Here is a 20,755-nt window from a genome sequence, read left to right as displayed (position 1 = left end):
ATAAAAAACAGGCCCGAGGTTGCACATGCCATCAGCCGATTCTGTCTTCGACTACGTGGTCGTAGGGGCCGGCCCTGCCGGTTGCCTGCTGGCCAATCGTTTGTCTGCCGACCCTTCCTGCCGCGTGCTGCTGCTGGAAGCGGGTGGCCGCGACAACTATCCCTGGATCCACATCCCCGTCGGTTATCTCTACTGCATCGGCAACCCCCGCACCGACTGGTGCTTCAAGACCGAGGCACAGCCCGGCCTGGGCGGCCGTGCGCTGGGTTATCCACGGGGCAAGGTGCTCGGTGGCTGCTCCTCGATCAACGGCATGATCTACATGCGCGGCCAGGCCGCCGACTATGACCATTGGGCCGAGCAAGGCAACGACGGCTGGGCCTGGAAAGACGTGCTGCCACTGTTCAAGGTCAGTGAAAACCACTTTGCTGGTGCCAGCGAACACCATGGTGGTGATGGCGAGTGGCGGGTCGAGCGCCAGCGCTACAGCTGGCCAATCCTCGATGCCTTCCGCGATGCCGCCGAACAAAGCGGCATTGGCAAGGTCGATGACTTCAACACTGGCGACAACCAAGGCTGTGGATACTTTCAGGTCAACCAGCGCAGCGGTGTGCGCTGGAATGCCTCCAAAGCGTTCCTGCGCCCGATCAAGGGCCGCCCCAACCTCACCGTGCTGACCGGTGTTCAAGTTGACCAGGTATTGCTCAACAACACCCGGGCACGGGCTGTGAAAGCGTTCTGGCAAGGCGCCTGGCACGAGTTTGCCGCGCGCCGCGAAATCATCCTCTGTGCGGGCGCCGTGGGTTCGCCCGGTATTCTGCAGCGCTCCGGCATTGGCCCTCGCCAGCTGCTGGAGGGCTTGGGCATTGGCGTACGTCACGACATGCCAGGCGTCGGTGGCAACCTGCAGGACCACCTGCAACTGCGGCTGATCTACCAGGTCCGTAACACCCGTACCTTGAACCAAATGGCCAACAGCCTATGGGGCAAGATGGGCATGGGCCTGCGCTACCTCTACGACCGCAGCGGCCCGTTGGCCATGGCGCCAAGCCAGCTGGGCGCATTTGTGCGCTCCAGCCCGGAGCAGGCCACCGCCAACCTGCAATACCACGTGCAGCCGCTGTCACTGGAGCGCTTTGGCGAGCCGTTGCATCAGTTCCCGGCCTTTACTGCTTCGGTGTGCAACCTGCGCCCGGTCAGCCGCGGGCGTATCGATATCCGCAGCACTGACATGAACAGCACGCCGCTGATCGACCCCAACTACCTCAGCGACCCCCAGGACCTGCGCGTTGCCGCCGATGCCATCCGCCTCACCCGGCGCATCGTCCAGGCCCCTGCCCTGGCCGCGTTCGAGCCCAAGGAATACCTGCCGGGCCCGTCGCTGCAAACCGAAGAAGATCTATTCGAAGCTGCCGGCAAGATCGGCACCACCATCTTCCACCCGGTCGGTACCTGCCGCATGGGCAATGGCGCCCTGGACGTTGTGGATAACCAGCTGCGTGTGCATGGCATCCCCGGCCTGCGCGTGGCCGATGCCTCGATCATGCCGCAAATCACCTCCGGCAATACCTGTTCACCCACCCTGATGATCGCCGAGAAGGCGGCGCAACTGATCCTCAAAGGAGCTGCTACTCAGACCTACTTGAACGAAGACGCGTTACCGACCCCCTGACCCGGGTGCGTGCAGTAGCGGCAGCTTGCGGTCGAAAGCTGCCGACAGTGGAACAACAAGAATAATCACTGTGGCCTACGGGCCGAGGACAGCAACGATGTCGGATTACATCCAAGAGCAGGGTGCGGCGGCCAGCAGCTCCAGCCGCCGTGAAGAACGCAAGATCATTTTCGCGTCATCCCTCGGGACGGTTTTCGAGTGGTATGACTTTTTTCTGTACGGCGCGCTGGCAGCGGTTATCAGCAAGCAGTTCTTTGCTGGCGTCAACGACACCACCGCTTTCATCTTCGCCCTCATGGCCTTTGCCGCCGGCTTCCTGGTGCGGCCGTTCGGTGCGCTGGTGTTCGGCCGCCTGGGCGACATGATCGGGCGCAAGTACACCTTCCTGGTCACCATCGTGCTGATGGGCCTGTCCACCTTCGCCGTGGGGCTGTTGCCCACCTATGCCAGCATCGGCATCGCCGCACCGATCATCCTGGTGATCCTGCGCATGCTGCAGGGGCTGGCGCTGGGCGGTGAGTATGGTGGTGCGGCTACTTATGTGGCCGAGCATGCGCCAGCTGGAAAGCGCGGTTTCCACACCGGTTTCATCCAGTCCACCGCTACCCTTGGCCTGCTGCTGTCGCTGCTGGTGGTACTGGGTAGCCGCTATGTGAGCGGCGACCAGTTCGAGACCTGGGGCTGGCGCCTGCCGTTCCTGCTGTCGATCGTGCTGCTGGCCATCTCCACCTGGATCCGCATGAGCATGCACGAGTCGCCGGCTTTCGTGAAAATGAAGGCCCAGGGCAAGGTCAGCAAATCGCCGATCCGTGAATCGTTCACCTCTTGGCCGAACCTGAAAGTGGTGCTTACCGCACTGTTCAGTATCAACGCCGGGCAGGCCGTAACCTTCTACACGGCGCAGTTCTACGTACTGTTCTTCATGACTCAGATGCTGAAGATGGACCCGGCCCAGGCCAACACCCTGCTGATTATCAGTGTGGTGATCGGTGCGCCGTTCTTCGTGTTCTTTGGCTGGTTGTCGGACCGTATCGGCCGCAAGCCGATCCTCATGCTTGGCCTGCTGCTGGCCACGGTGCTGTACTTCCCGCTGTTCAAGGCGCTGAGCCACTATGCCAACCCACAGATCGACGCGGCCAGCCGGCAGGCGCCAATCGTGGTCACTGCCGACCCGCAAGGCTGCACCTTCCAGTTCGACCCGGTAGGCAAGGCACGTTTCGACAGCCCATGCGACAAGGTCAAGACCTTCCTGGTCAAGCAGGGCCTGCCGTACAGCTCCGTCAACGTGGCGGGCAGTGATGTGGTGGTCAACATTGGCGACAAGACCATCGACGGCTTCGACGAAGCGGCCATGCGTGCGGCGGTGGAACAGGCCGGCTACCCGGCCAAGGCCGACCCAGCGCAGGTCAACCAGGTGATGGTGGTGGTGTTGATCGTGGCGATGATCCTGATCGCGACCATGACCTATGGCCCGCTGGCGGCGGTGATGGTCGAACTGTTCCCCACCCGCATCCGCTACACCTCGATGTCATTGCCCTACCACATTGGCAATGGCTGGTTCGGTGGCTTCCTGCCTACGGTGTCGTTCGCGCTGGTGGTGTACACCGGGGATATCTTCTATGGGCTGTGGTACCCGATATTGGTCACCGGCATCAGCCTGGTGGTGGGGATCTTCTGCCTGAAAGAAACCAAGGATGTGGATATCGATAAGATCTAACGACTGAAGGGGCCCCAGGATTTCTGCCTTGATGCACAAATTGCTGGGGCTGCTTTGCAGCCCTTTCGCGACACAAGGCCGCTCCTACACAAAGCGATCCGTGCTTGCATGGACCCATAAAAAAACCGGCTGTAAAAGCCGGTTTTCTTATACCCCGAAAAAACTTATGCACGATTTTCAGAAAAATGTCATACACAGAAATAAACAGCTAATTCAATAACTTAGCGCTAACTTCAAGCATTCGATCGAAAAATTGCTCACAAGTTATCCACAGATGCTCAGGCCATCTGTTCCTGGGGTTTTTCCTCTGCTGGTGGCAGCGAACCCATGGCCCGCTGGGTTGCCTCGTTCCATGCTGCGGCGCGGTCGTTGAGCTCGGCGATGGCACGTGGCCCGCTGCCGTTGGCATACATCGGCTCGCCAATGACTACCTCGATGGTGCCAGCGCGCTTGCCCCAACCGTTCTTCGGCCAGAACTTGCCGGCGTTGTGGGCAATCGGCAGTACCGGCAGCCCGGCATTCACCGCCAGCGCGGTACCGCCGCGGGAGAACTTGCCGATGGTGCCGAACGGCACGCGGGTGCCCTCCGGGAAGATCAGCACCCAGGTCTTTTGCTTGAGCAGCTCATCACCCTTGCTCGCCACCTGGCGCAGCGCTTCCTTAGGGTTGTCGCGGTTGATCGCGATCGGTCGCAGCATGGCCATGGCCCAGCCGAAGAACGGCACGTACAGCAGTTCGCGCTTGAGCACCTGGCTCAATGGCGAGAAGTACTGGGAAAGGAAGAAAGTTTCCCAGGTGCTCTGGTGGTTGGACAGGATCACGCAGGGCTCAGCCGGCACGTTCTCGGCGCCAGTGATCTTGTAGTCGATACCCAGGACAGTGCGCACCAGAAACAGCGCGCAGCGGCACCAGTACACGTTGATGAACTTGTAGCGCTTGGGGAACGACAAAAACGGCGCGACGAAGAAGCTCAGCGAGCACCACAGCAGCGAACTGGTGCCCAGCAGCAGGTAAAAAAGAAAGATTCTGATCGCCTGCAGGATCGACATAGTGGCTTGTACCATTGCGGGTCATGCCCGCCTGAGAAAAGTGCGCCCGAAGGCGCACTGTTTAAATTAGTTCTCTGGCGATAGCTGCCAGATCGTCGAAAATCAGTGTAGTTTCCGGGACGCCTTTTTCCAGGGTCCGCTCGCCCTTGCCGGTTTTCACCAACACGGGTTGTGCACCGACGGCCAGGGCGGCCTCCAGGTCACCTTTGCTGTCGCCGACAAACCAGACGCCTTCAAGGCCAACCTGGTAATGCTCGGCAATCGCCCGCAGCATGCCAGGCTTGGGCTTGCGGCAATCGCAGCCCTCATCTGGCCCATGCGGGCAATACACGATGTGGCCCACCTCGCCGCCCTGCTCGGCCACCAGCTCGCGCAGGCGCGTGTGCATGGCCTCGAGGGTTGCCAGCGGGTAGTAGCCACGGGCAATGCCGGACTGGTTGGTGGCCACGGCCACCGTCCAGCCCGCCTTGCTCAACTGCGCGATCGCTGCGACCGAGCCAGGGATCGGCACCCACTCTTCCAGCGTCTTGATGTAGGCGTCGGAGTCGTAGTTGATCACCCCGTCACGGTCGAGAATCAGCAGTTTCAAGGCTTACCCCAGCAGCGAAATGTCAGCCACGCCCAGGAACAGGCCGCGCAGGCGGCTGAGCAGGGCATAACGGTTGGCACGTACCTTGGCGTCTTCGGCGTTGACCATCACCGCCTCGAAGAAGGCGTCGACCGGGTCACGCAGGGCCGCCAGGCGGGCCAGCGATTCGCTGTACTGGCGTGCAGCAGCCATCGGTTGCACGGCCTGGTCGGCCTGCTGGATGGCCGAATACAGGGAGAACTCGTTGGCATTGTCGAAGTACTTTGGCTCGACCTGGTCGGCGATGGCGCCTTCGGCCTTGCTCAGCAGGTTCGACACGCGCTTGTTCACCGCAGCCAGGGCTTCGGCTTCCGGCAGCTTGCGGAAGGCCTGCACGGCCTGTACGCGTTGGTCGAAGTCCAGGGCGGAGCCTGGTTGCAGGGCACGAACCGACAGGTAGGTGGCCACGTCGATGCCTTCGTCTTCATAGCGCGCACGCAGGCGGTCGAAGATAAACTCCAGCACCTGCTCGGACAAACCGGCAGCCTTGACCTTGGCACCAAACTGCTTCACCGCGAACTCGACCGCACCGGTCAGGTTCAGGTCCAGCTGCTTCTCGATCAGGATACGCAGCACGCCCAGGGCAGCACGGCGCAGGGCGTACGGGTCTTTGCTGCCGGTAGGCAGCATGCCGATGCCGAAGATGCCGACCAGGGTGTCGAGCTTGTCGGCAATGGCCACGGCAGCACCGGTGAGGGTCTGCGGCAGCTCGGCGCCAGCACCGCGCGGCATGTACTGCTCGTTCAGGGCCAGGGCAACGTCTTCCGGCTCACCGTCGTTGAGCGCGTAGTAGTAACCGGCTACACCCTGCATTTCAGGGAACTCGCCGACCATCTCGGTGGCCAGGTCGCACTTCGACAGCAGGCCGGCACGGCCGGCGCGCTGGGCGTCGCCGCCAATCAGCGGGGCGATGAAGGCGGCCAGCTTGGAAACGCGCTCGGCCTTGTCGTACACGGTGCCCAGCTGAGCCTGGAACACCACGTTTTTCAGGCGCTCGTTGAAGGTTTCCAGCGGCTGCTTCTTGTCCTGCTTGAAGAAGAACTCGGCGTCGGTCAGGCGTGGGCGCACGACCTTCTCGTTGCCTTGCACGATCTGCTTCGGGTCACGGCTTTCAACGTTGGCCACGGTGATGAAGCGCGGCAGCAGCTTGCCTTCGCTGTCCAGCAGGCAGAAGTACTTCTGGTTGTCCTGCATGGTGGTGATCAGGGCTTCCTGCGGCACTTCGAGGAAACGCTCCTCGAACGAGCACACCAGCGGCACCGGCCACTCGACCAGGGCAGTCACTTCGTCCAGCAGCGCCGGTGGCACGATGGCTGTGCCTTCCTGCTGCATGGCCAGCTCGGCGGTACGCTTGCTGATCAGCTCGCGGCGCTCGGGGAAGTCGGCCAGCACGTAGGCTTTGCGCAGGTCTTCGACATAGTTGGCCGGGGTAGTGATGAGCACGTTTTCCGGGTGGTGGAAGCGGTGGCCACGGGATTCACGGCCGGCTTTCTGCGACAGGATGGTGCAGTCGACCACCTGGTCGCCCAGCAGCATCACCAGCCACTGGGTGGGGCGCACGAACTCTTCACGGCTGGCCGCCCAGCGCATGCGCTTGGGGATCGGCAGGTCGTTCAGCGAATCTTCGACGATGGTCGGCAGCAGGCCGGCGGTGGCCTTGCCCGGAATGTGCTGGGAGAAACGCAGCTTGGGGCCGCTCTGGTCGATTTCGGCCAGTTCCACGCCGCACTTCTTGGCGAAGCCCAGCGCAGCCTGGGTCGGCTCGCCGTCTTTGAAAGCAGCCTGCAGGGGCGGGCCGTCGATGTTGATGCTGCGGTCAGGCTGCTGCACATCCAGCTGGCGGATCAGCACGGCCAGGCGACGCGGCGCGGCGTATACCTGCTTGCCGGTGTAGTTCAGGCCAGCGGCCTGCAGGCCTTTCTCGATACCGGCCAGGAAGGCGTCGCCGAGGCTGGCGAGGGCCTTGGGTGGCAGCTCTTCGGTGCCCAGTTCTACCAGGAAATCTTGAGCACTCATTGTGCAGCCTCCAGCTTAGCCAACACTTCGTCACGCAGTTCAGGGGTGGCCATCGGGAAGCCCAGGCGTGCACGGGCTTGCAGATAGCTTTGTGCCACGTCCCGGGCCAGGGTACGTACGCGCAGGATGTAGCGCTGGCGCTCGGTTACCGAGATGGCGCGGCGGGCGTCCAGCAGGTTGAAGGTGTGCGAGGCCTTCAGCACCATTTCATAGGTCGGCAGCGGCAGCTCCAGCTTGATCAGGCGGTTGGCTTCGCTTTCGTAGAAGTCGAACAGTTCGAACAGCTTGTCGACGTTGGCGTGTTCGAAGTTGTAGGTCGACTGCTCCACTTCGTTCTGGTGGAACACGTCGCCGTAGGTGACCTTGCCGAACGGGCCGTCGGCCCACACCAGGTCGTACACCGAGTCGACGCCCTGGATGTACATGGCCAGGCGCTCCAGGCCGTAGGTGATTTCACCGGTGACCGGGTAGCACTCGATGCCGCCTACCTGCTGGAAGTAGGTGAACTGGGTGACTTCCATGCCGTTGAGCCAGATTTCCCAGCCCAGGCCCCAGGCGCCGAGGGTCGGCGATTCCCAGTTGTCTTCGACAAAGCGAATGTCGTGGACCAGCGGGTCCAGGCCGATGGCTTTCAGCGAGCCGAGGTACAGCTCCTGGAAGTTGGCCGGGTTCGGCTTGAGCACCACCTGGAACTGGTAGTAGTGCTGCAGGCGGTTGGGGTTTTCGCCATACCGCCCGTCGGCAGGGCGACGGCTAGGCTGCACATAGGCGGCGTTCCAGGTTTCTGGACCCACGGCGCGCAGGAATGTAGCGGTGTGGAAAGTGCCGGCGCCTACTTCCATATCGTAGGGCTGAAGCACCACACAACCTTGAGCTGCCCAGTAGTTTTGCAGGGCGAGGATCAGGTCTTGGAAGGTACGCACGGCTGGCGTAGGCTGGCTCACGAAATTCACCTGTATCTGGGGATGCGGATGTAAAGAGCGGGAGTATAACCTGATTCGCCTCGCCCTCTACTCATTGGAGCCTTATGCCACGCTGCTTTTGGTGTACCGACGATCCGTTGTACCAGGCTTACCATGACCAGGAGTGGGGAACGCCCCAGCGTGACCCGGCATTGCTGTTCGAGATGCTTTTGCTCGAAGGGTTCCAGGCGGGGCTGTCGTGGATCACTGTTTTGCGTAAACGCGAGCGTTATCGCGAGGTGATGCATGGCTTCGATCCGGTGAAACTGGCGGCCATGAGCGACGAACGTATTGAAGAACTGATGCAAGATGCGGGCATCATCCGCAACCGCCTCAAGCTCAAGGCTGCCCGGCGCAACGCGCAGGCCTGGCTGGCTGTGGATAACCCCGCCGAATGGCTGTGGTCGTTCGTTGGCGGCGCGCCGAAGATCAACCACTTCACCGGCCGCAGCGAGGTGCCGGCGGTGACCGATGAAGCCAAGGCGATGAGCAAGGCCCTGCAGAAAGCCGGCTTCACCTTCGTTGGCCCGACCATCTGCTACGCCTTCATGCAGGCCACCGGCATGGTCATGGACCACACCACCGATTGCGATCGCTACGCCGCCTTGTTGCGCTGAGGGGTTACAATGCGCGCCTTGCTGAAATAAGGAATTCGCCTGTGGAAAAGTTCAAGGGCGCCCTGATGGTCGGGGTGCTGCGTCTGTTTGCCAAGCTGCCCTGGGGCGCTGTGCAGCGTGTCGGCGCCGGTATCGGCTGGCTGATGTGGAAGATTCCCAACGGTTCGCGCAACGTGGTGCGGATCAACCTGGCCAAGTGTTTCCCCGAAATGGACCCGGTTGCCCGTGAGCAACTGGTGGGTCAGGCCCTGCGGGATATCGGCAAATCCTTCGTCGAAAGTGCCTGTGCCTGGATCTGGCCGCCGCAGCGTTCGCTGGAGCTGGTCAAGGAAGTGCACGGCCTGGAAGTGCTGGAGCAGGCACTGGCCTCGGGCAAGGGCGTGGTGGGTATCACCAGCCACCTGGGCAACTGGGAAGTGCTGAACCACTTCTACTGCAACCAATGCAAACCGATCATCTTCTACCGCCCGCCGAAGCTCAAGGCGGTGGATGACCTGCTGCGCGAGCAGCGGGTGCAGATGGGCAACCGCGTGGCGCCTTCAACCAAGGAAGGCATCCTGAGCGTGATCAAGGAAGTGCGCCGCGGTGGCCAGGTAGGTATCCCGGCTGACCCGGAGCCGGCCGAGTCGGCAGGTGTGTTCGTGCCGTTCCTCGGCACCCAGGCACTGACCAGCAAGTTCGTGCCGAACATGCTGGCCGGGGGCAAGGCGGTGGGGGTGTTCCTGCATGCGCTGCGGCTGCCGGATGGTTCGGGCTTCAAGGTGTTCCTCGAAGCGGCGCCGGAAGAGATGTACAGCACCGACGTGAACGTGTCGGCGGCGGCGATGAGCAAGGTGGTCGAGCGCTATGTGCGTGAGTACCCGAGCCAGTACATGTGGAGCATGAAGCGCTTCAAGAAGCGCCCGGCTGGCGAGCCGCGCTGGTATTGAGATTTCTGGGGGCGCTTCGCGCCCCTATCGCGACACAAGGCCGCTCCCACATCGATCGGTGTACGCAGGACCTTTGTGGGAGCGGCCTTGCGTCGCGATGGGCTGCAAAGCAGCCCCGGCGATTTCAGACTTTGTTGAGCTTCTTCAGGAACACGGCCATCTCTTTCTCGGCCTGCTTGTCACCATGGGCCTGCGCCGCAACGATCCCGTCCTCCCAAGCCTTGCGCGCCGCCGGCAAGTCACCGACCAGCTGATACGCCTTGCCCAGCAGCTTCCACGCCGCCGAATACTTCGGGTCCTGCTCTACACAGCGCGCCAGGTGCACCGCCGCCTCAGCGCCATTACCCTCATCCAGCCAGGCCTTGCCCAACCCGAACCGCAGCAACGGGTTATCCATACCCTTGGCCAGCATCTTCTCCAGCGACTCGCGCATGCTGTCTTCTCCTAGAAGAAACTCAAGCCGACGTGGAACAGCTTCTCCACATCGCGAATATGCTTTTTATCCACAACGAACAGGATCACATGGTCACCCGATTCGATCATGGTGTCGTCGTGGGCAATCATCACCTCTTCATCACGAATAATCGCGCCGATGGTGGTGCCCGGTGGCAGGGCGATGTCTTCGATGGCCTTGCCGACCACCTTGCTCGATTTGGAATCGCCGTGCGCCACCGCTTCGATGGCCTCGGCCGCGCCGCGCCGCAGCGAGTGCACACTGACGATGTCACCGCGGCGAACGTGCGCCAGCAGGGTGCCGATGGTAGCCAGCTGCGGGCTGATGGCGATGTCGATATCGCCGCCCTGCACCAGGTCGACATAGGCCGGGTTGTTGATGATGGTCATCACCTTGCCCGCGCCCAGGCGCTTGGCCAGCAGCGACGACATGATGTTGGCTTCGTCGTCGTTGGTCAGCGCCAGGAAAATATCGGCGTCGGCGATGTTCTCTTCGAGCATCAGGTCTTTGTCCGAGGCGCTGCCTTGCAGCACCACGGTACTTTCCAAGGTATCGGAGAGGTGCCGGCAACGGGCCGGGCTCATCTCGATGATCTTTACCTGGTAGCGGCTTTCGATGGCTTCGGCCAGGCGCTCGCCAATCTGCCCGCCGCCAGCGATGACAATGCGTTTATTGGTCTCGTCGATGCGGCGCAGTTCACCCATCACGGCGCGAATGTCCTTCTTCGCGGCAATGAAGAACACTTCGTCGTCGGCTTCTATCACCGTGTCGCCGCGCGGGGTGATCGGCCGGTCACGGCGGAAGATGGCCGCCACGCGGGTGTCGACGTTGGGCATGTGCGCACGGATCTGGCGCAGTTGCTGGCCAACCAGCGGGCCGCCGTAGTAGGCCTTCACCGCTACCAGCTGGGCCTTGCCTTCGGCAAAGTCAATCACCTGCAGCGAGCCTGGGTGTTCGATAAGGCGCTTGATGTAGTTGGTCACCACCTGCTCGGGGCTGATCAGCACGTCGACCGGGATATGGTCGTTGTCGAACAGCTCTTCGCGGGTCAGGTAGGCCGACTCGCGCACCCGGGCGATCTTGGTCGGGGTATGGAACAGCGAATAGGCCACCTGGCAGGCAACCATGTTGGTCTCGTCGCTGTTGGTTACCGCCACCAGCATGTCGGCGTCGTCGGCGCCGGCCTGGCGCAGCACCGTGGGCAGCGAGCCGCGGCCCTGCACGGTGCGGATGTCCAGGCGGTCACCGAGGTCGCGCAGGCGTTCGCCGTCGGTGTCGACCACGGTGATGTCGTTGGCTTCGCTCGCCAGGTGCTCCGCCAGCGTACCGCCTACCTGCCCTGCGCCGAGGATGATGATCTTCATCCGCTACTCCCTACCCTTTGTTCTTATCCGCGCGAAGCGGCGATCTTGATCAGCTTGGCATAGTAGAAGCCGTCGTGGCCGCCTTCCTGGGCCAGCAACTGGCGACCGTGGGGCTGGCGCAGGCCGGCTTCGGTGGCCAGGTCCAGCTCACGGGCGCCCGGGGTGCGGGCGAGGAAGGCATCGATCACTTCAGTGTTCTCGGTTGGCAGGCTGGAGCAGGTGGCATACAGCATCATGCCACCCACTTCCAGGGTCGGCCAAAGGGCGTCCAGCAGCTCGCCCTGCAGCGCGGCCAAGGCCGGAATATCGTCGGCTTGGCGGGTCAGCTTGATATCCGGGTGGCGGCGGATTACGCCAGTAGCCGAGCATGGGGCATCGAGCAAGATGCGCTGGAACGGCTTGCCGTCCCACCAGCTGGCAGTGTCGCGGGCATCGCAGGCGATCAGCTCGGCGTCCAGCTGCAGGCGGTCGAGGTTCTCTCGCACACGGGTCAGGCGCTTGGCTTCGAGGTCGATGGCCACCACGTGGGCCAGACCGGCTTCGGCTTCCAGCAGATGACAGGTTTTGCCGCCCGGAGCGCAGCAGGCGTCGAGCACGCGTTGGCCGGGGGCCAGCTCCAGCAGGTCGGCGGACAGTTGCGCGGCCTCGTCCTGCACGCTCACCCAGCCTTCGGCGAAGCCCGGCAGGCCTCGCACGTCGCAGGCTTCGGCCAGCACTATGCCGTCGCGGCTGTACTGGCAGGCGCTGGCGCCAACGCCTGCCTCGGCCAGCAGTGCCAGGTAGGCATCGCGGCTGTGGTGGCGGCGGTTGACCCGCAGGATCATCGGCGGGTGGGCGTTGTTGGCGGCGCAGATGGCTTCCCACTGCTCCGGCCAGAAGGCCTTCAGCGATTTTTGCAGCCAGCGCGGGTGGGCGGTGCGCACCACCGGGTCGCGCTCCATACCGGCCAGCAGTTCCTCGCCTTCGCGCTGGGCGCGGCGCAGCACAGCATTGAGCAGGCCCTTGGCCCACGGCTTCTTCAGCTTGTCGGCGCAGCCGACGGTTTCGCCGATGGCGGCGTGGGCCGGAATACGGGTGTAGAACAGCTGGTAAAGGCCGACCAGCAGCAGCGCCTGCACATCGGCATCGGCGGCCTTGAACGGCTTCTGCAGCAGCTGTGCGGCCAGCAGGTCGAGGCGCGGCTGCCAGCGTGCAGTGCCGAACGCCAGGTCCTGGGTCAGGCCACGGTCGCGTTCATCGACCTTGTCCAGTTGCGCCGGCAGCGAGCTGTTCAGCGAAGCCTTGCCACTGAGGACAGCGGCAAGGGCACGGGCGGCGGCGAGGCGTGGGTTCATTGGCCCAGCACCTTGCCGGCGGCGAACTTCTCGCGGCGGCTGTTGAACAGGTCGCTGAAGTTCAGCGCCTTGCCACCGGGTAGCTGCAGGCGGGTCAGGCTCAGTGCCTGGTCACCGCAGGCAACCACCAGGCCGTCCTTGCTTGCAGAGAGGATCTCGCCCGGGGCGCCTTTGCCTGTGGACAAGTTGGCGGCCAGTACTTTCACGCTTTCACCATCCAGGGTGCTGTGGCACACAGGCCATGGATTGAAGGCGCGGATCAGGCGCTCCAGCTCGACAGCCGGGCGGCTCCAGTCGATACGCGCTTCGTCCTTGTTCAGCTTGTGTGCATAAGTGGCCAGGGCATCGTCCTGTACTTCACCTTGCAGCGAACCGTCGGCCAGGCCGGCGATGGCCTGTACTACCGCAGGCGGGCCCATCTCGGCCAGGCGGTCGTGCAGGCTGCCGCCGGTGTCGTCGGCGCTGATCGGGGTGACCACCTTGAGCAGCATCGGGCCAGTGTCCAGGCCGGCTTCCATGCGCATCACGGTCACGCCGCTCTCGGCATCGCCGGCCTCCACGGCGCGCTGGATCGGCGCCGCACCGCGCCAGCGCGGCAGCAGCGAGGCGTGGCTGTTGATGCAGCCAAGGCGTGGGATATCCAGTACTACCTGCGGCAGGATCAGGCCATAGGCGACCACCACCATCAAGTCCGGCTGCAGCGCAGCGAGCTCGGCTTGTGCCTCGGCATTGCGCAGGGTCTGCGGCTGGAACACCGGGATGTCATGGGCCACCGCCAGTGCCTTGACCGCGCTCGGCATCAGCTTCTGGCCACGGCCGGCAGGGCGGTCGGGCTGGGTGTAGACGGCCACGACCTGGTGCGGGCTGTCGAGCAGGGCCTTGAGGTGTTCGGCGGCAAACTCTGGAGTGCCTGCAAAGACGATGCGCATGGAGTTCTCGCTTCAAAAAAGAAAAAGGCTTGCCGGAGCAAGCCTTCTGGAAGGTGGGGATCAGGCTTGCTGGCGGTGCTGCTTTTCCAGCTTCTTCTTGATCCGGTCGCGCTTGAGCTGCGACAGGTAGTCAACGAACAGTTTGCCGTTGAGGTGATCGAATTCGTGCTGCACGCACACCGCCAGCAGGCCTTCGCATTCCAGCTCGTACGGTTTGCCGTCGCGGTCCTGGGCCTTGACCCGTACCCGCAGCGGGCGGTCGACGTTCTCGTAGAAACCCGGTACCGACAGGCAGCCTTCCTGGTACTGGCCCATGTCGTGGGTCAGCTCTTCGACCGTGGGGTTGATGAAGACCCGCGGCTCGCTGCGGTCTTCGCTGAGGTCCATGACCACAACCTGCTTGTGCACGTTGACCTGGGTGGCGGCCAGGCCAATGCCAGGGGCTTCGTACATGGTTTCAAACATGTCGTCGATCAGCTGACGCAGCGCGTCGTCGAACTCCGTCACCGGCTTGGCGATGGTGCGCAGGCGCGGGTCCGGGAATTCGAGAATGTTCAAGATGGCCATAAGGTCAGGCAGTCACTGTGCGTTCGGTTGAAAACTGAGCACACATAATAAAGGGAAACGGGGATTTCAGCACCTGTGAAAGCTCGTCTAGGGTTTTCAGGGCCAGCTTATTGCCCATTCGATGGACAGGTTGTCAAAGCGTTATCAACAAAGTTATCCACAGCTTGTGCCACGTCGATGGCCCTTTTTTGATCAAGGATGATCCCCATGCAGACTTACCATTCGTCGCCTATTCCGCCTGCCGAACTGGAGGCGCGATTACGCCTGCATCGCCTGCCAGAGACCGGATTGCGACGCTTTCGCACCTTGCTGGAAGCCTTTGGCAGTGCCTCTTCGGCGCTGTGCGCACCGGCTGGCGCCTGGCGTGCATTGGGCATACCGCAGGCCACCATCGATGCCCGGCGCAGTGCCGAAGTACGCGAAGGTGCGCTTGCCGCAATGGCCTGGCTAGAGCGTCCCGGCCAGCATTTACTGATGTGGGACGGCCCTGGCTACCCGCCACTATTGGCCGAAATCGACGATGCGCCACCGCTGCTTTTCGTTGCTGGCGACCCGGCCCTGCTTGAGCGCCCGCAGCTGGCAATTGTGGGCAGCAGGCGTGCTTCACCCCCGGCACTCGACACGGCTGCGGCATTTTCCCGTTACCTGGCGCAGGCCGGTTTCACCATCACCAGCGGGCTGGCCGTGGGCATCGACGGTGCCGCTCATCGGGCCGCATTGCAGGCCGGCGGGGGCACGATTGGCGTGCTCGGCACGGGGTTGCAAAAACTTTATCCACAGCGCCATCAAGCACTTGCGCAGGCGATGATCGACAACGGTGGGGCGCTGGTTTCCGAGTACCCGCTGGATGCCGGGCCGCAGCCTGCCAACTTCCCACGGCGTAATCGCATCATCAGTGGCTTGTCGTTGGGGGTGCTGGTTGTGGAGGCCAGTCTGGCTAGCGGTTCGCTGATTACAGCGCGTTTGGCGGCCGAGCAAGGCCGCGAGGTCTATGCCATACCGGGCTCCATTCACCACCCAGGGGCCAAGGGCTGTCACCAGCTGATTCGTGATGGCGCGCTACTGGTGGAAACCGTGGAACAGATAATGGAAACCCTGCAGGGCTGGCAGAACCTGCCGCCGGCAATTGTGGATAGATTCGAGCATCCTCTGCTCGCCTTGCTGCATGCCGCGCCACAAACCAGCGAAAGCCTTGCCCATTGCAGCGAACTGCCGCTGGCTGAGGTGCTGGCGCAACTGACCGAACTGGAGCTGGATGGCCGGGTCAGCAATGAAGCCGGGCGTTGGTTTGCCCGCGTGGGCTAAGTACACTGCTCACAAGCAAGGTATATAGGCGGAGAGACAGCAATGGTGAGCAGTTTTCGTGTGCAACAAGCCGCACGTGAGATCCGGGCGGGCGCAGTGATCGCCTACCCGACGGAGGCGGTCTGGGGCCTGGGCTGCGACCCATGGAACGAGGACGCGGTGTATCGCCTGCTGGCGCTGAAGTCGCGCCCTGTGGATAAAGGGCTGATCCTGATTGCCGACAACATCCGCCAGTTCGACTTCCTGTTCGAGGATTTCCCCGAAGACTGGATCGACCGCATGGGCAGCACCTGGCCGGGGCCGAACACCTGGCTGGTGCCGCACCAGGACCTGCTGCCCGAGTGGGTGACCGGTGAGCACGACACCGTGGCGCTGCGGGTCAGCGACCACCCGGTGGTGCGTGAGCTGTGCGCGCTGGTGGGGCCGCTGATTTCCACCTCGTGCAACCCCGGCGGGCGCCCGGCGGCGAAGACCCGGTTGCGGGTGGAGCAGTATTTCCATGGCCAGCTGGATCTGGTGCTGGGTGGGGCGCTGGGGGGGCGGAAGAACCCGAGTGTGATTCGCAACCTGGCTACTGGCGAAGTTGTACGCCCAGGCTAAATACATATCCACAGGTGTGGCATGGAACCCTGTGGGAGCGGGTTCACCCGCGAAGAGGCCAGCCCAGGCAACCTCTACGAATGGCACGGACTTCGCCCGTGTTCGCGGGTGAACCCGCTCCCACAGAGGGGCAAGTTCCACGCAGATTTTTCTGATTTTGTTTCGAATGGCTGTCCGGTGCACAGTTTGGGAAACCTCCTACTGCCCGTGTCCAATGCCGTCACCTTCCCTGAACAAACCCCAGTCTCTAGCTTGCTAGCCATGCGTCGCATCGTCGGCGGTCGGTCTTTGTAGCTAGAGAGAGCCGTCGAAAATCGGCGGCAGCACTGGGAAAAATGCCGCTATTCGAAAATGCCGAATACCTCATAAGGGCCAATCTAGAGCAGATCGCGTCCAACAACCGGGTCAGAGCAGTGGAAATTGGTAGGCTCACCGCAGAACAGTTCGAAGCGATCAATAGGCAGAAAGAGGCGCAGGACTTGCCACTGCTGGAGGACCCAGGGATTGTCTTTATCGGCAGCCATGCCTACAGAAGCCGGGTGATACGGGATGGATATACCATCGATGACATGGTTCTGCAGATCAAGGCAGCGTTGGCGGCGACGTCGATCTGGAAGAGCGCTACGCGCATGACCGCTCTTCGCAGCACGATTGGTCGTGACGGTGGCTATGGCAATGAAATTTTTGATGAGGCGATTTTTGAGCTGACGGCTCGCAAGCCCAAGGCAGAGCTCTATTCGATTATCCCTAAAGGGGATAGAAACAAGCCCAAAAAATAAAGGCCGCTTAAGCGGCCTAAATGGTGGGGATGCACTCGCCCGGATAACTTGAAACTCAACCGGCGCACCAGCACATCCTCAAGAAGAAAGGCTACGCTTCCGAGTCTGTACGGTCAAGCCGGGACCATTTTCTCGCGTGCTATGCATGGGCCTCCTGTTACCGTCTGCGTGATCAGGGTTTTCTGATTGTTGCCAAAATTGCTGTCCAGCTAGTCACTTCGGAAATATCCTACGACCCGCGTCCTCTGCCATCACCTTCTCAGTGGGAACCACTGCCCTTAGGCTTAAACCGTCGCTGAATAACTTGGCGATCGGGTGTGGTAACCCGGGTTCAGAGTGATCTTGGCAGTCCATGGCGGCTGTTCGCAGGAGGCTTCGTGCCTGCTGGGTTTTAGATCTCTCACCCGGTTTACCACCCTGCGGACAGCTGCCACCCATTCGTGTGGTAACGACTGGGTGGGGCCATGAGCAGAGATCTAATGATGAAGAAAATTGTTCCAGATCCACCCCTACCCTGCACCTCCACCCGCCCCTTCGGCCGCTGCGATGCCGGCCATGATCCGCTCTTCACCGTAAACCCGAACATTTCCGCCGAGGACGCTCTGGTCCACGTAGCCCTGTACCTGCGCAGCGCCTACGAAACCGGCTACAAAGCCTTGGACTACATGCGCGAAGAAGGTCGCGGCATGTTCTGGTCGAACCTGCATGCGATTGAAATGGCGGAGGGTGTAATTGAGGCGATACTCGATGGCATCGAGTCGACCCCACCACCGACAAACCGACCCTCACAGGCATAGCGCAGCTATCGAAGCTGACGCAGTAACCTGTGGGAGCGGGTTCACCCGCGAACACCGGCGAAGCCGGTGCCATACACTGCGATGACTTCTTCGCGGGTAAACCCGCTCCCACAGGGACGTATGTGGCTCAGGGGATTAGTACAGTCGATCCTACAGTCCGACGCGCCGACAGCTCCGTCTGCGCCCTCGCCGCCTCACTCAGCGGGTACCTTTGCTGGATATCCACAACCAACTTGCCACTGCCAATCATCGCAAACAGGTCGTCGGCCATGGCCTGGGTGTTCTCGGCATTGTTGGCATAGGTCGCCAAGGTCGGCCGGGTCACATACAGCGAGCCCTTCTGCGCCAGAATCCCCAGGTTCACCCCGCTCACCGCGCCCGAGGCATTGCCAAAGCTCACCATCAACCCACGCGGCTGCAGGCAGTCCAGCGAGGTCAGCCAGGTGTCGGCACCCACACCGTCGTACACCACAGGGCATTTCTTGCCGTCGGTCAGCTCCAGCACCCGCTTGGGCACGTCTTCGCGGCTGTAGTCGATGGTTGCCCACGCCCCCAGCGCCTTGGCCCGCTCAGCCTTCTCGGCGGAGCTGACGGTGCCGATCAGCTTGGCCCCCAGCGCCTTGGCCCACTGGCAGGCCAGCGAACCGACGCCGCCCGCTGCGGCGTGGAACAGGATCACGTCGCCCGGTTTCACCTCATAGGTTTGCTTCAGCAGGTACTGCACAGTCAGCCCCTTGAGCATCACCGCTGCCGCCTGTTCGAAGCTGATGTTGTCGGGCAGCTTGACCAAGTTGGCCTCCGGCAGCGTATGCACCTCGCTGTATGCCCCCAGCGGGCCGCCGGCATGGGCCACACGGTCGCCGACCTTCAGCCGGGTCACGCCCTCGCCCACCGCCTCGACCACGCCCGCTGCTTCAGTACCCAGGCCAGAAGGCAGGGAAGGCGGCGCGTACAGCCCGCTACGGAAGTAAGTGTCGATGAAGTTCAGGCCAATCGCATGGTTACGCACGCGCACCTGCTGCGGCCCGGGCGGGGTGGGTTCGAATTCCACAAACTGCAGCACTTCCGGGCCGCCATGCTGGCTGAACTGGATACGCTTGGCCATCTCGCACTCCTGTAGTCGGGATCGGGAAAGGCCTTCTATCGGACGCCTTTGCTTGATCGCCGTCAACTGCGGCGCGCGCGCTGGCGGTGGTATGCTACGCGGCGAATTCTTCCCTGCCCGTTCCTGGTGACCCGATGACTAGCCGCACCGAGGCCGTGAAAGCCTACCTGCTCGACCTGCAAGACCGCATCTGCTCTGCCCTTGAAGCCGAAGACGGCGGTGCCCGCTTCGTCGAGGACGCCTGGGTGCGCGAAGCCGGTGGCGGGGGGCGTACGCGGGTGATCGGCGACGGCAAGGTGATCGAGAAAGGCGGGGTCAACTTCTCCCATGTGTTCGGCGCCGGCCTGCCGCCCTCGGCCAGTGCCCATCGCCCTGAGCTGGCGGGCCGTGGCTTCGAGGCGCTGGGCGTTTCGCTGGTCATCCACCCGCACAACCCGCATGTGCCCACTTCCCACGCCAATGTGCGCTTCTTCATCGCCGAGAAGGAAGGTGAAGAGGCCGTATGGTGGTTCGGCGGCGGCTTCGACCTGACCCCGTACTACGGCAATGAAGAAGACTGCATCCACTGGCACCGCGTGGCCGAGCAGGCCTGCGCGCCGTTCGGCGCCGACGTGTACCCGCGCTACAAGGCCTGGTGTGACCGCTACTTCCACCTCAAGCACCGTGGTGAGCCACGCGGCATCGGCGGCCTGTTCTTCGATGACCTGAACGAGTGGGACTTCGACACCTGCTTCGCCTTCATCCGCGCCATCGGCGATGCCTATGTCGATGCCTACCTGCCGATCATCCAGCGCCGCAAGGACACGCCCTACACTGCGCAGCAGCGCGAGTTCCAGGAGTACCGCCGTGGCCGCTACGTGGAGTTCAACCTGGTCTACGACCGAGGCACCCTGTTCGGCCTGCAGTCCGGTGGCCGCACCGAGTCCATCCTCATGTCGCTGCCGCCGCAAGTGCGCTGGGGCTACGACTGGAAGGCCGCGCCCGGCAGCGAAGAAGCGCGCCTGACTGAGTACTTCCTGCAGGACCGCGACTGGCTCGGCCAGTAAGCCTGTGCACAACCAAGGAGCCGTCATGGACCAGTACGTCGTTTTTGGTAACCCCATCGGCCACAGCAAGTCGCCGCTGATCCACCGCCTGTTCGCCGAGCAGACCGGCCAGGACCTGGAATATGCCACCCTGCTGGCGCCGTTGGACGAATTCAGCGATTGCGCGCGCGGCTTCTTCAAGCAAGGCAGCGGCGGCAACGTCACTGTGCCGTTCAAGGAGGAGGCCTACCGCCTGTGCGACAGCCTGACCCCACGGGCCCAGCGCGCTGGCGCGGTGAACACGCTGAGCAAGCTGGCCGACGGCACCTTGCAGGGTGACAACACCGATGGCGCTGGCCTGGTGCGTGACCTGACGGTGAATGCCGGGGTCGAGCTGGCCGGCAAGCGCATTCTCATCCTCGGTGCTGGTGGTGCGGTGCGGGGCGTGCTGGAGCCGATTCTGGCGCACAAGCCGCAATCGCTGGTGATTGCCAACCGTACCGTGGAAAAGGCCGAGCAGCTGGCGCGGGAGTTCGATGAGCTGGGGCCGGTGGTGGCCAGTGGGTTTGCCTGGTTGCAGGAGCCGGTGGATGTGATCATCAACGCCACTTCGGCGAGTCTGGCGGGTGAACTGCCGCCGATTGCCGACAGCCTGGTCGAGGCGGGGCGCACGGTTTGCTACGACATGATGTATGGCAAGGAGCCGACGCCGTTTTGCCAGTGGGCCGAGAAGCTGGGCGCGGCCAAAGTGCTGGATGGGCTGGGGATGCTGGCAGAGCAGGCGGCTGAGGCGTTCTTTATCTGGCGTGGGGTGCGTCCGGATACCGCGCCGGTGTTGGCTGAACTGCGCCGGCAGCTCGCTCGGGGCTGAGATTGCCGGGGCCGCGTTGCGGCCCTTTCGCGACA

Annotated in this window: 20 protein-coding genes; 10 read left to right on the top strand and 10 right to left on the bottom strand. The window is 62.8% G+C overall.

What is annotated here, in order from left to right:
* Positions 1 to 25: 25 nt before the first annotated feature.
* Positions 26 to 1,672, top strand: a complete 1,647-nt coding sequence (locus ABE456_RS02570) for a GMC family oxidoreductase N-terminal domain-containing protein (protein ID WP_346642589.1) — start codon at positions 26 to 28, stop codon at positions 1,670 to 1,672.
* 97 nt (positions 1,673 to 1,769) lie between these two features.
* Positions 1,770 to 3,389 (top strand): MFS transporter, encoded by a 1,620-nt coding sequence (locus ABE456_RS02565; RefSeq protein ID WP_346642588.1) that lies wholly within the window; start codon positions 1,770 to 1,772, stop codon positions 3,387 to 3,389.
* A gap of 278 nt (positions 3,390 to 3,667) precedes the next feature.
* Here the strand turns inward: ABE456_RS02565 and ABE456_RS02560 are convergent, their stop codons facing one another.
* From ABE456_RS02560 to glyQ, 4 genes are read right to left on the bottom strand one after another with little or no spacing between them, the layout of a single operon-like run.
* Entirely contained in the window at positions 3,668 to 4,453 is a 786-nt protein-coding gene (locus tag ABE456_RS02560) for a lysophospholipid acyltransferase family protein (RefSeq protein WP_346642587.1), read from the bottom strand.
* Between the two features lie 46 nt (positions 4,454 to 4,499).
* Positions 4,500 to 5,027, bottom strand: coding sequence for a D-glycero-beta-D-manno-heptose 1,7-bisphosphate 7-phosphatase (gene gmhB / locus ABE456_RS02555; RefSeq protein WP_346642586.1), 528 nt, complete (start codon positions 5,025 to 5,027; stop codon positions 4,500 to 4,502).
* A 3-nt stretch (positions 5,028 to 5,030) separates the two neighbouring features.
* On the bottom strand, positions 5,031 to 7,082 hold the full coding sequence (glyS, locus tag ABE456_RS02550; protein ID WP_346642585.1) for a glycine--tRNA ligase subunit beta: 2,052 nt from the start codon (positions 7,080 to 7,082) through the stop codon (positions 5,031 to 5,033).
* Entirely contained in the window at positions 7,079 to 8,026 is a 948-nt protein-coding gene (gene glyQ, locus ABE456_RS02545) for a glycine--tRNA ligase subunit alpha (protein ID WP_003253126.1), read from the bottom strand. Before glyQ ends, glyS begins: the two co-directional genes overlap by 4 nt.
* Before the next feature lie 83 nt (positions 8,027 to 8,109).
* On the opposite strand from glyQ, the gene ABE456_RS02540 reads away from it, so the two are divergent.
* The gene (locus ABE456_RS02540) at positions 8,110 to 8,661 is read left to right on the top strand and encodes a DNA-3-methyladenine glycosylase I (RefSeq protein ID WP_346642584.1); all 552 of its coding nucleotides are present in this window, start codon (positions 8,110 to 8,112) and stop codon (positions 8,659 to 8,661) included.
* Between the two features lie 41 nt (positions 8,662 to 8,702).
* Entirely contained in the window at positions 8,703 to 9,590 is an 888-nt protein-coding gene (locus ABE456_RS02535; RefSeq protein WP_201200344.1) for a lysophospholipid acyltransferase, read from the top strand.
* Between the two features lie 124 nt (positions 9,591 to 9,714).
* Here the strand turns inward: ABE456_RS02535 and ABE456_RS02530 are convergent, their stop codons facing one another.
* From ABE456_RS02530 to def, 5 genes are read right to left on the bottom strand one after another with little or no spacing between them, the layout of a single operon-like run.
* Positions 9,715 to 10,023: a tetratricopeptide repeat protein gene (locus ABE456_RS02530; RefSeq protein ID WP_346642583.1), complete on the bottom strand. Its 309-nt coding sequence runs from the start codon at positions 10,021 to 10,023 to the stop codon at positions 9,715 to 9,717.
* 11 nt (positions 10,024 to 10,034) lie between these two features.
* The gene (gene trkA, locus ABE456_RS02525; RefSeq protein WP_284356960.1) at positions 10,035 to 11,408 is read right to left on the bottom strand and encodes a Trk system potassium transporter TrkA; all 1,374 of its coding nucleotides are present in this window, start codon (positions 11,406 to 11,408) and stop codon (positions 10,035 to 10,037) included.
* A 23-nt stretch (positions 11,409 to 11,431) separates the two neighbouring features.
* A complete protein-coding gene (rsmB, locus tag ABE456_RS02520) occupies positions 11,432 to 12,742 on the bottom strand; it encodes a 16S rRNA (cytosine(967)-C(5))-methyltransferase RsmB (RefSeq protein WP_346642582.1) in 1,311 nt (436 codons plus the stop codon).
* Positions 12,739 to 13,671 carry a methionyl-tRNA formyltransferase gene (gene fmt, locus ABE456_RS02515; protein ID WP_346642581.1) on the bottom strand — a complete coding sequence of 311 codons (933 nt, stop codon included), beginning with the start codon at positions 13,669 to 13,671 and terminating at the stop codon, positions 12,739 to 12,741. Before fmt ends, rsmB begins: the two co-directional genes overlap by 4 nt.
* A gap of 60 nt (positions 13,672 to 13,731) precedes the next feature.
* Complete coding sequence (def, locus tag ABE456_RS02510; RefSeq protein ID WP_051097836.1) at positions 13,732 to 14,238, bottom strand: peptide deformylase; 507 nt, start codon at positions 14,236 to 14,238, stop codon at positions 13,732 to 13,734.
* A gap of 207 nt (positions 14,239 to 14,445) precedes the next feature.
* On the opposite strand from def, the gene dprA reads away from it, so the two are divergent.
* The 4 genes from dprA to ABE456_RS02490 all read left to right on the top strand — a co-directional run bounded on the left by dprA (position 14,446) and on the right by ABE456_RS02490 (position 17,719).
* Entirely contained in the window at positions 14,446 to 15,543 is a 1,098-nt protein-coding gene (gene dprA / locus ABE456_RS02505) for a DNA-processing protein DprA (protein ID WP_346642580.1), read from the top strand.
* Between the two features lie 42 nt (positions 15,544 to 15,585).
* Positions 15,586 to 16,143 carry an L-threonylcarbamoyladenylate synthase gene (locus ABE456_RS02500; RefSeq protein ID WP_266032081.1) on the top strand — a complete coding sequence of 186 codons (558 nt, stop codon included), beginning with the start codon at positions 15,586 to 15,588 and terminating at the stop codon, positions 16,141 to 16,143.
* A 335-nt stretch (positions 16,144 to 16,478) separates the two neighbouring features.
* Positions 16,479 to 16,922, top strand: a complete 444-nt coding sequence (locus ABE456_RS02495) for a hypothetical protein (protein WP_346642579.1) — start codon at positions 16,479 to 16,481, stop codon at positions 16,920 to 16,922.
* A 479-nt stretch (positions 16,923 to 17,401) separates the two neighbouring features.
* Complete coding sequence (locus ABE456_RS02490; protein ID WP_020192348.1) at positions 17,402 to 17,719, top strand: hypothetical protein; 318 nt, start codon at positions 17,402 to 17,404, stop codon at positions 17,717 to 17,719.
* A gap of 127 nt (positions 17,720 to 17,846) precedes the next feature.
* On the opposite strand, the gene ABE456_RS02485 is transcribed toward ABE456_RS02490, so the two are convergent.
* Positions 17,847 to 18,824: an NADPH:quinone reductase gene (locus ABE456_RS02485; RefSeq protein WP_346642578.1), complete on the bottom strand. Its 978-nt coding sequence runs from the start codon at positions 18,822 to 18,824 to the stop codon at positions 17,847 to 17,849.
* A gap of 134 nt (positions 18,825 to 18,958) precedes the next feature.
* Between ABE456_RS02485 and hemF the strand changes: the two genes are divergently transcribed.
* Positions 18,959 to 19,870, top strand: coding sequence for an oxygen-dependent coproporphyrinogen oxidase (gene hemF, locus ABE456_RS02480; protein ID WP_346642577.1), 912 nt, complete (start codon positions 18,959 to 18,961; stop codon positions 19,868 to 19,870).
* Between the two features lie 25 nt (positions 19,871 to 19,895).
* Positions 19,896 to 20,720 (top strand): shikimate dehydrogenase, encoded by an 825-nt coding sequence (gene aroE / locus ABE456_RS02475; protein ID WP_346642576.1) that lies wholly within the window; start codon positions 19,896 to 19,898, stop codon positions 20,718 to 20,720.
* Positions 20,721 to 20,755: the final 35 nt, after the last annotated feature.

The sequence above is a fragment of the Pseudomonas sp. TWI929 genome, assembly GCF_039673335.1.
Taxonomy (GTDB): Bacteria; Pseudomonadota; Gammaproteobacteria; order Pseudomonadales; family Pseudomonadaceae; genus Aquipseudomonas.
The sequence above is the reverse complement of the archived record's forward strand: the minus strand, read 5'-3'. Positions and strand labels throughout refer to the sequence as shown.

Bases quoted from the DNA above. Each gene is read 5' to 3' on its own strand.
- glyS (WP_346642585.1), bottom strand. From the start codon at position 7,082: ATGAGTGCTCAAGATTTCCTGGTAGAACTGGGCACCGAAGAGCTGCCA.
- def (WP_051097836.1), bottom strand. From the start codon at position 14,238: ATGGCCATCTTGAACATTCTCGAATTCCCGGACCCGCGCCTGCGCACC.
- ABE456_RS02495 (WP_346642579.1), top strand. From the start codon at position 16,479: ATGCCGCTATTCGAAAATGCCGAATACCTCATAAGGGCCAATCTAGAG.
- ABE456_RS02570 (WP_346642589.1), top strand. From the start codon at position 26: ATGCCATCAGCCGATTCTGTCTTCGACTACGTGGTCGTAGGGGCCGGC.
- trkA (WP_284356960.1), bottom strand. From the start codon at position 11,408: ATGAAGATCATCATCCTCGGCGCAGGGCAGGTAGGCGGTACGCTGGCG.
- ABE456_RS02485 (WP_346642578.1), bottom strand. From the start codon at position 18,824: ATGGCCAAGCGTATCCAGTTCAGCCAGCATGGCGGCCCGGAAGTGCTG.
- ABE456_RS02490 (WP_020192348.1), top strand. From the start codon at position 17,402: ATGATGAAGAAAATTGTTCCAGATCCACCCCTACCCTGCACCTCCACC.
- ABE456_RS02500 (WP_266032081.1), top strand. From the start codon at position 15,586: ATGGTGAGCAGTTTTCGTGTGCAACAAGCCGCACGTGAGATCCGGGCG.
- dprA (WP_346642580.1), top strand. From the start codon at position 14,446: ATGCAGACTTACCATTCGTCGCCTATTCCGCCTGCCGAACTGGAGGCG.
- ABE456_RS02565 (WP_346642588.1), top strand. From the start codon at position 1,770: ATGTCGGATTACATCCAAGAGCAGGGTGCGGCGGCCAGCAGCTCCAGC.
- ABE456_RS02560 (WP_346642587.1), bottom strand. From the start codon at position 4,453: ATGGTACAAGCCACTATGTCGATCCTGCAGGCGATCAGAATCTTTCTT.
- aroE (WP_346642576.1), top strand. From the start codon at position 19,896: ATGGACCAGTACGTCGTTTTTGGTAACCCCATCGGCCACAGCAAGTCG.
- rsmB (WP_346642582.1), bottom strand. From the start codon at position 12,742: ATGAACCCACGCCTCGCCGCCGCCCGTGCCCTTGCCGCTGTCCTCAGT.
- ABE456_RS02530 (WP_346642583.1), bottom strand. From the start codon at position 10,023: ATGCGCGAGTCGCTGGAGAAGATGCTGGCCAAGGGTATGGATAACCCG.
- fmt (WP_346642581.1), bottom strand. From the start codon at position 13,671: ATGCGCATCGTCTTTGCAGGCACTCCAGAGTTTGCCGCCGAACACCTC.
- hemF (WP_346642577.1), top strand. From the start codon at position 18,959: ATGACTAGCCGCACCGAGGCCGTGAAAGCCTACCTGCTCGACCTGCAA.
- ABE456_RS02540 (WP_346642584.1), top strand. From the start codon at position 8,110: ATGCCACGCTGCTTTTGGTGTACCGACGATCCGTTGTACCAGGCTTAC.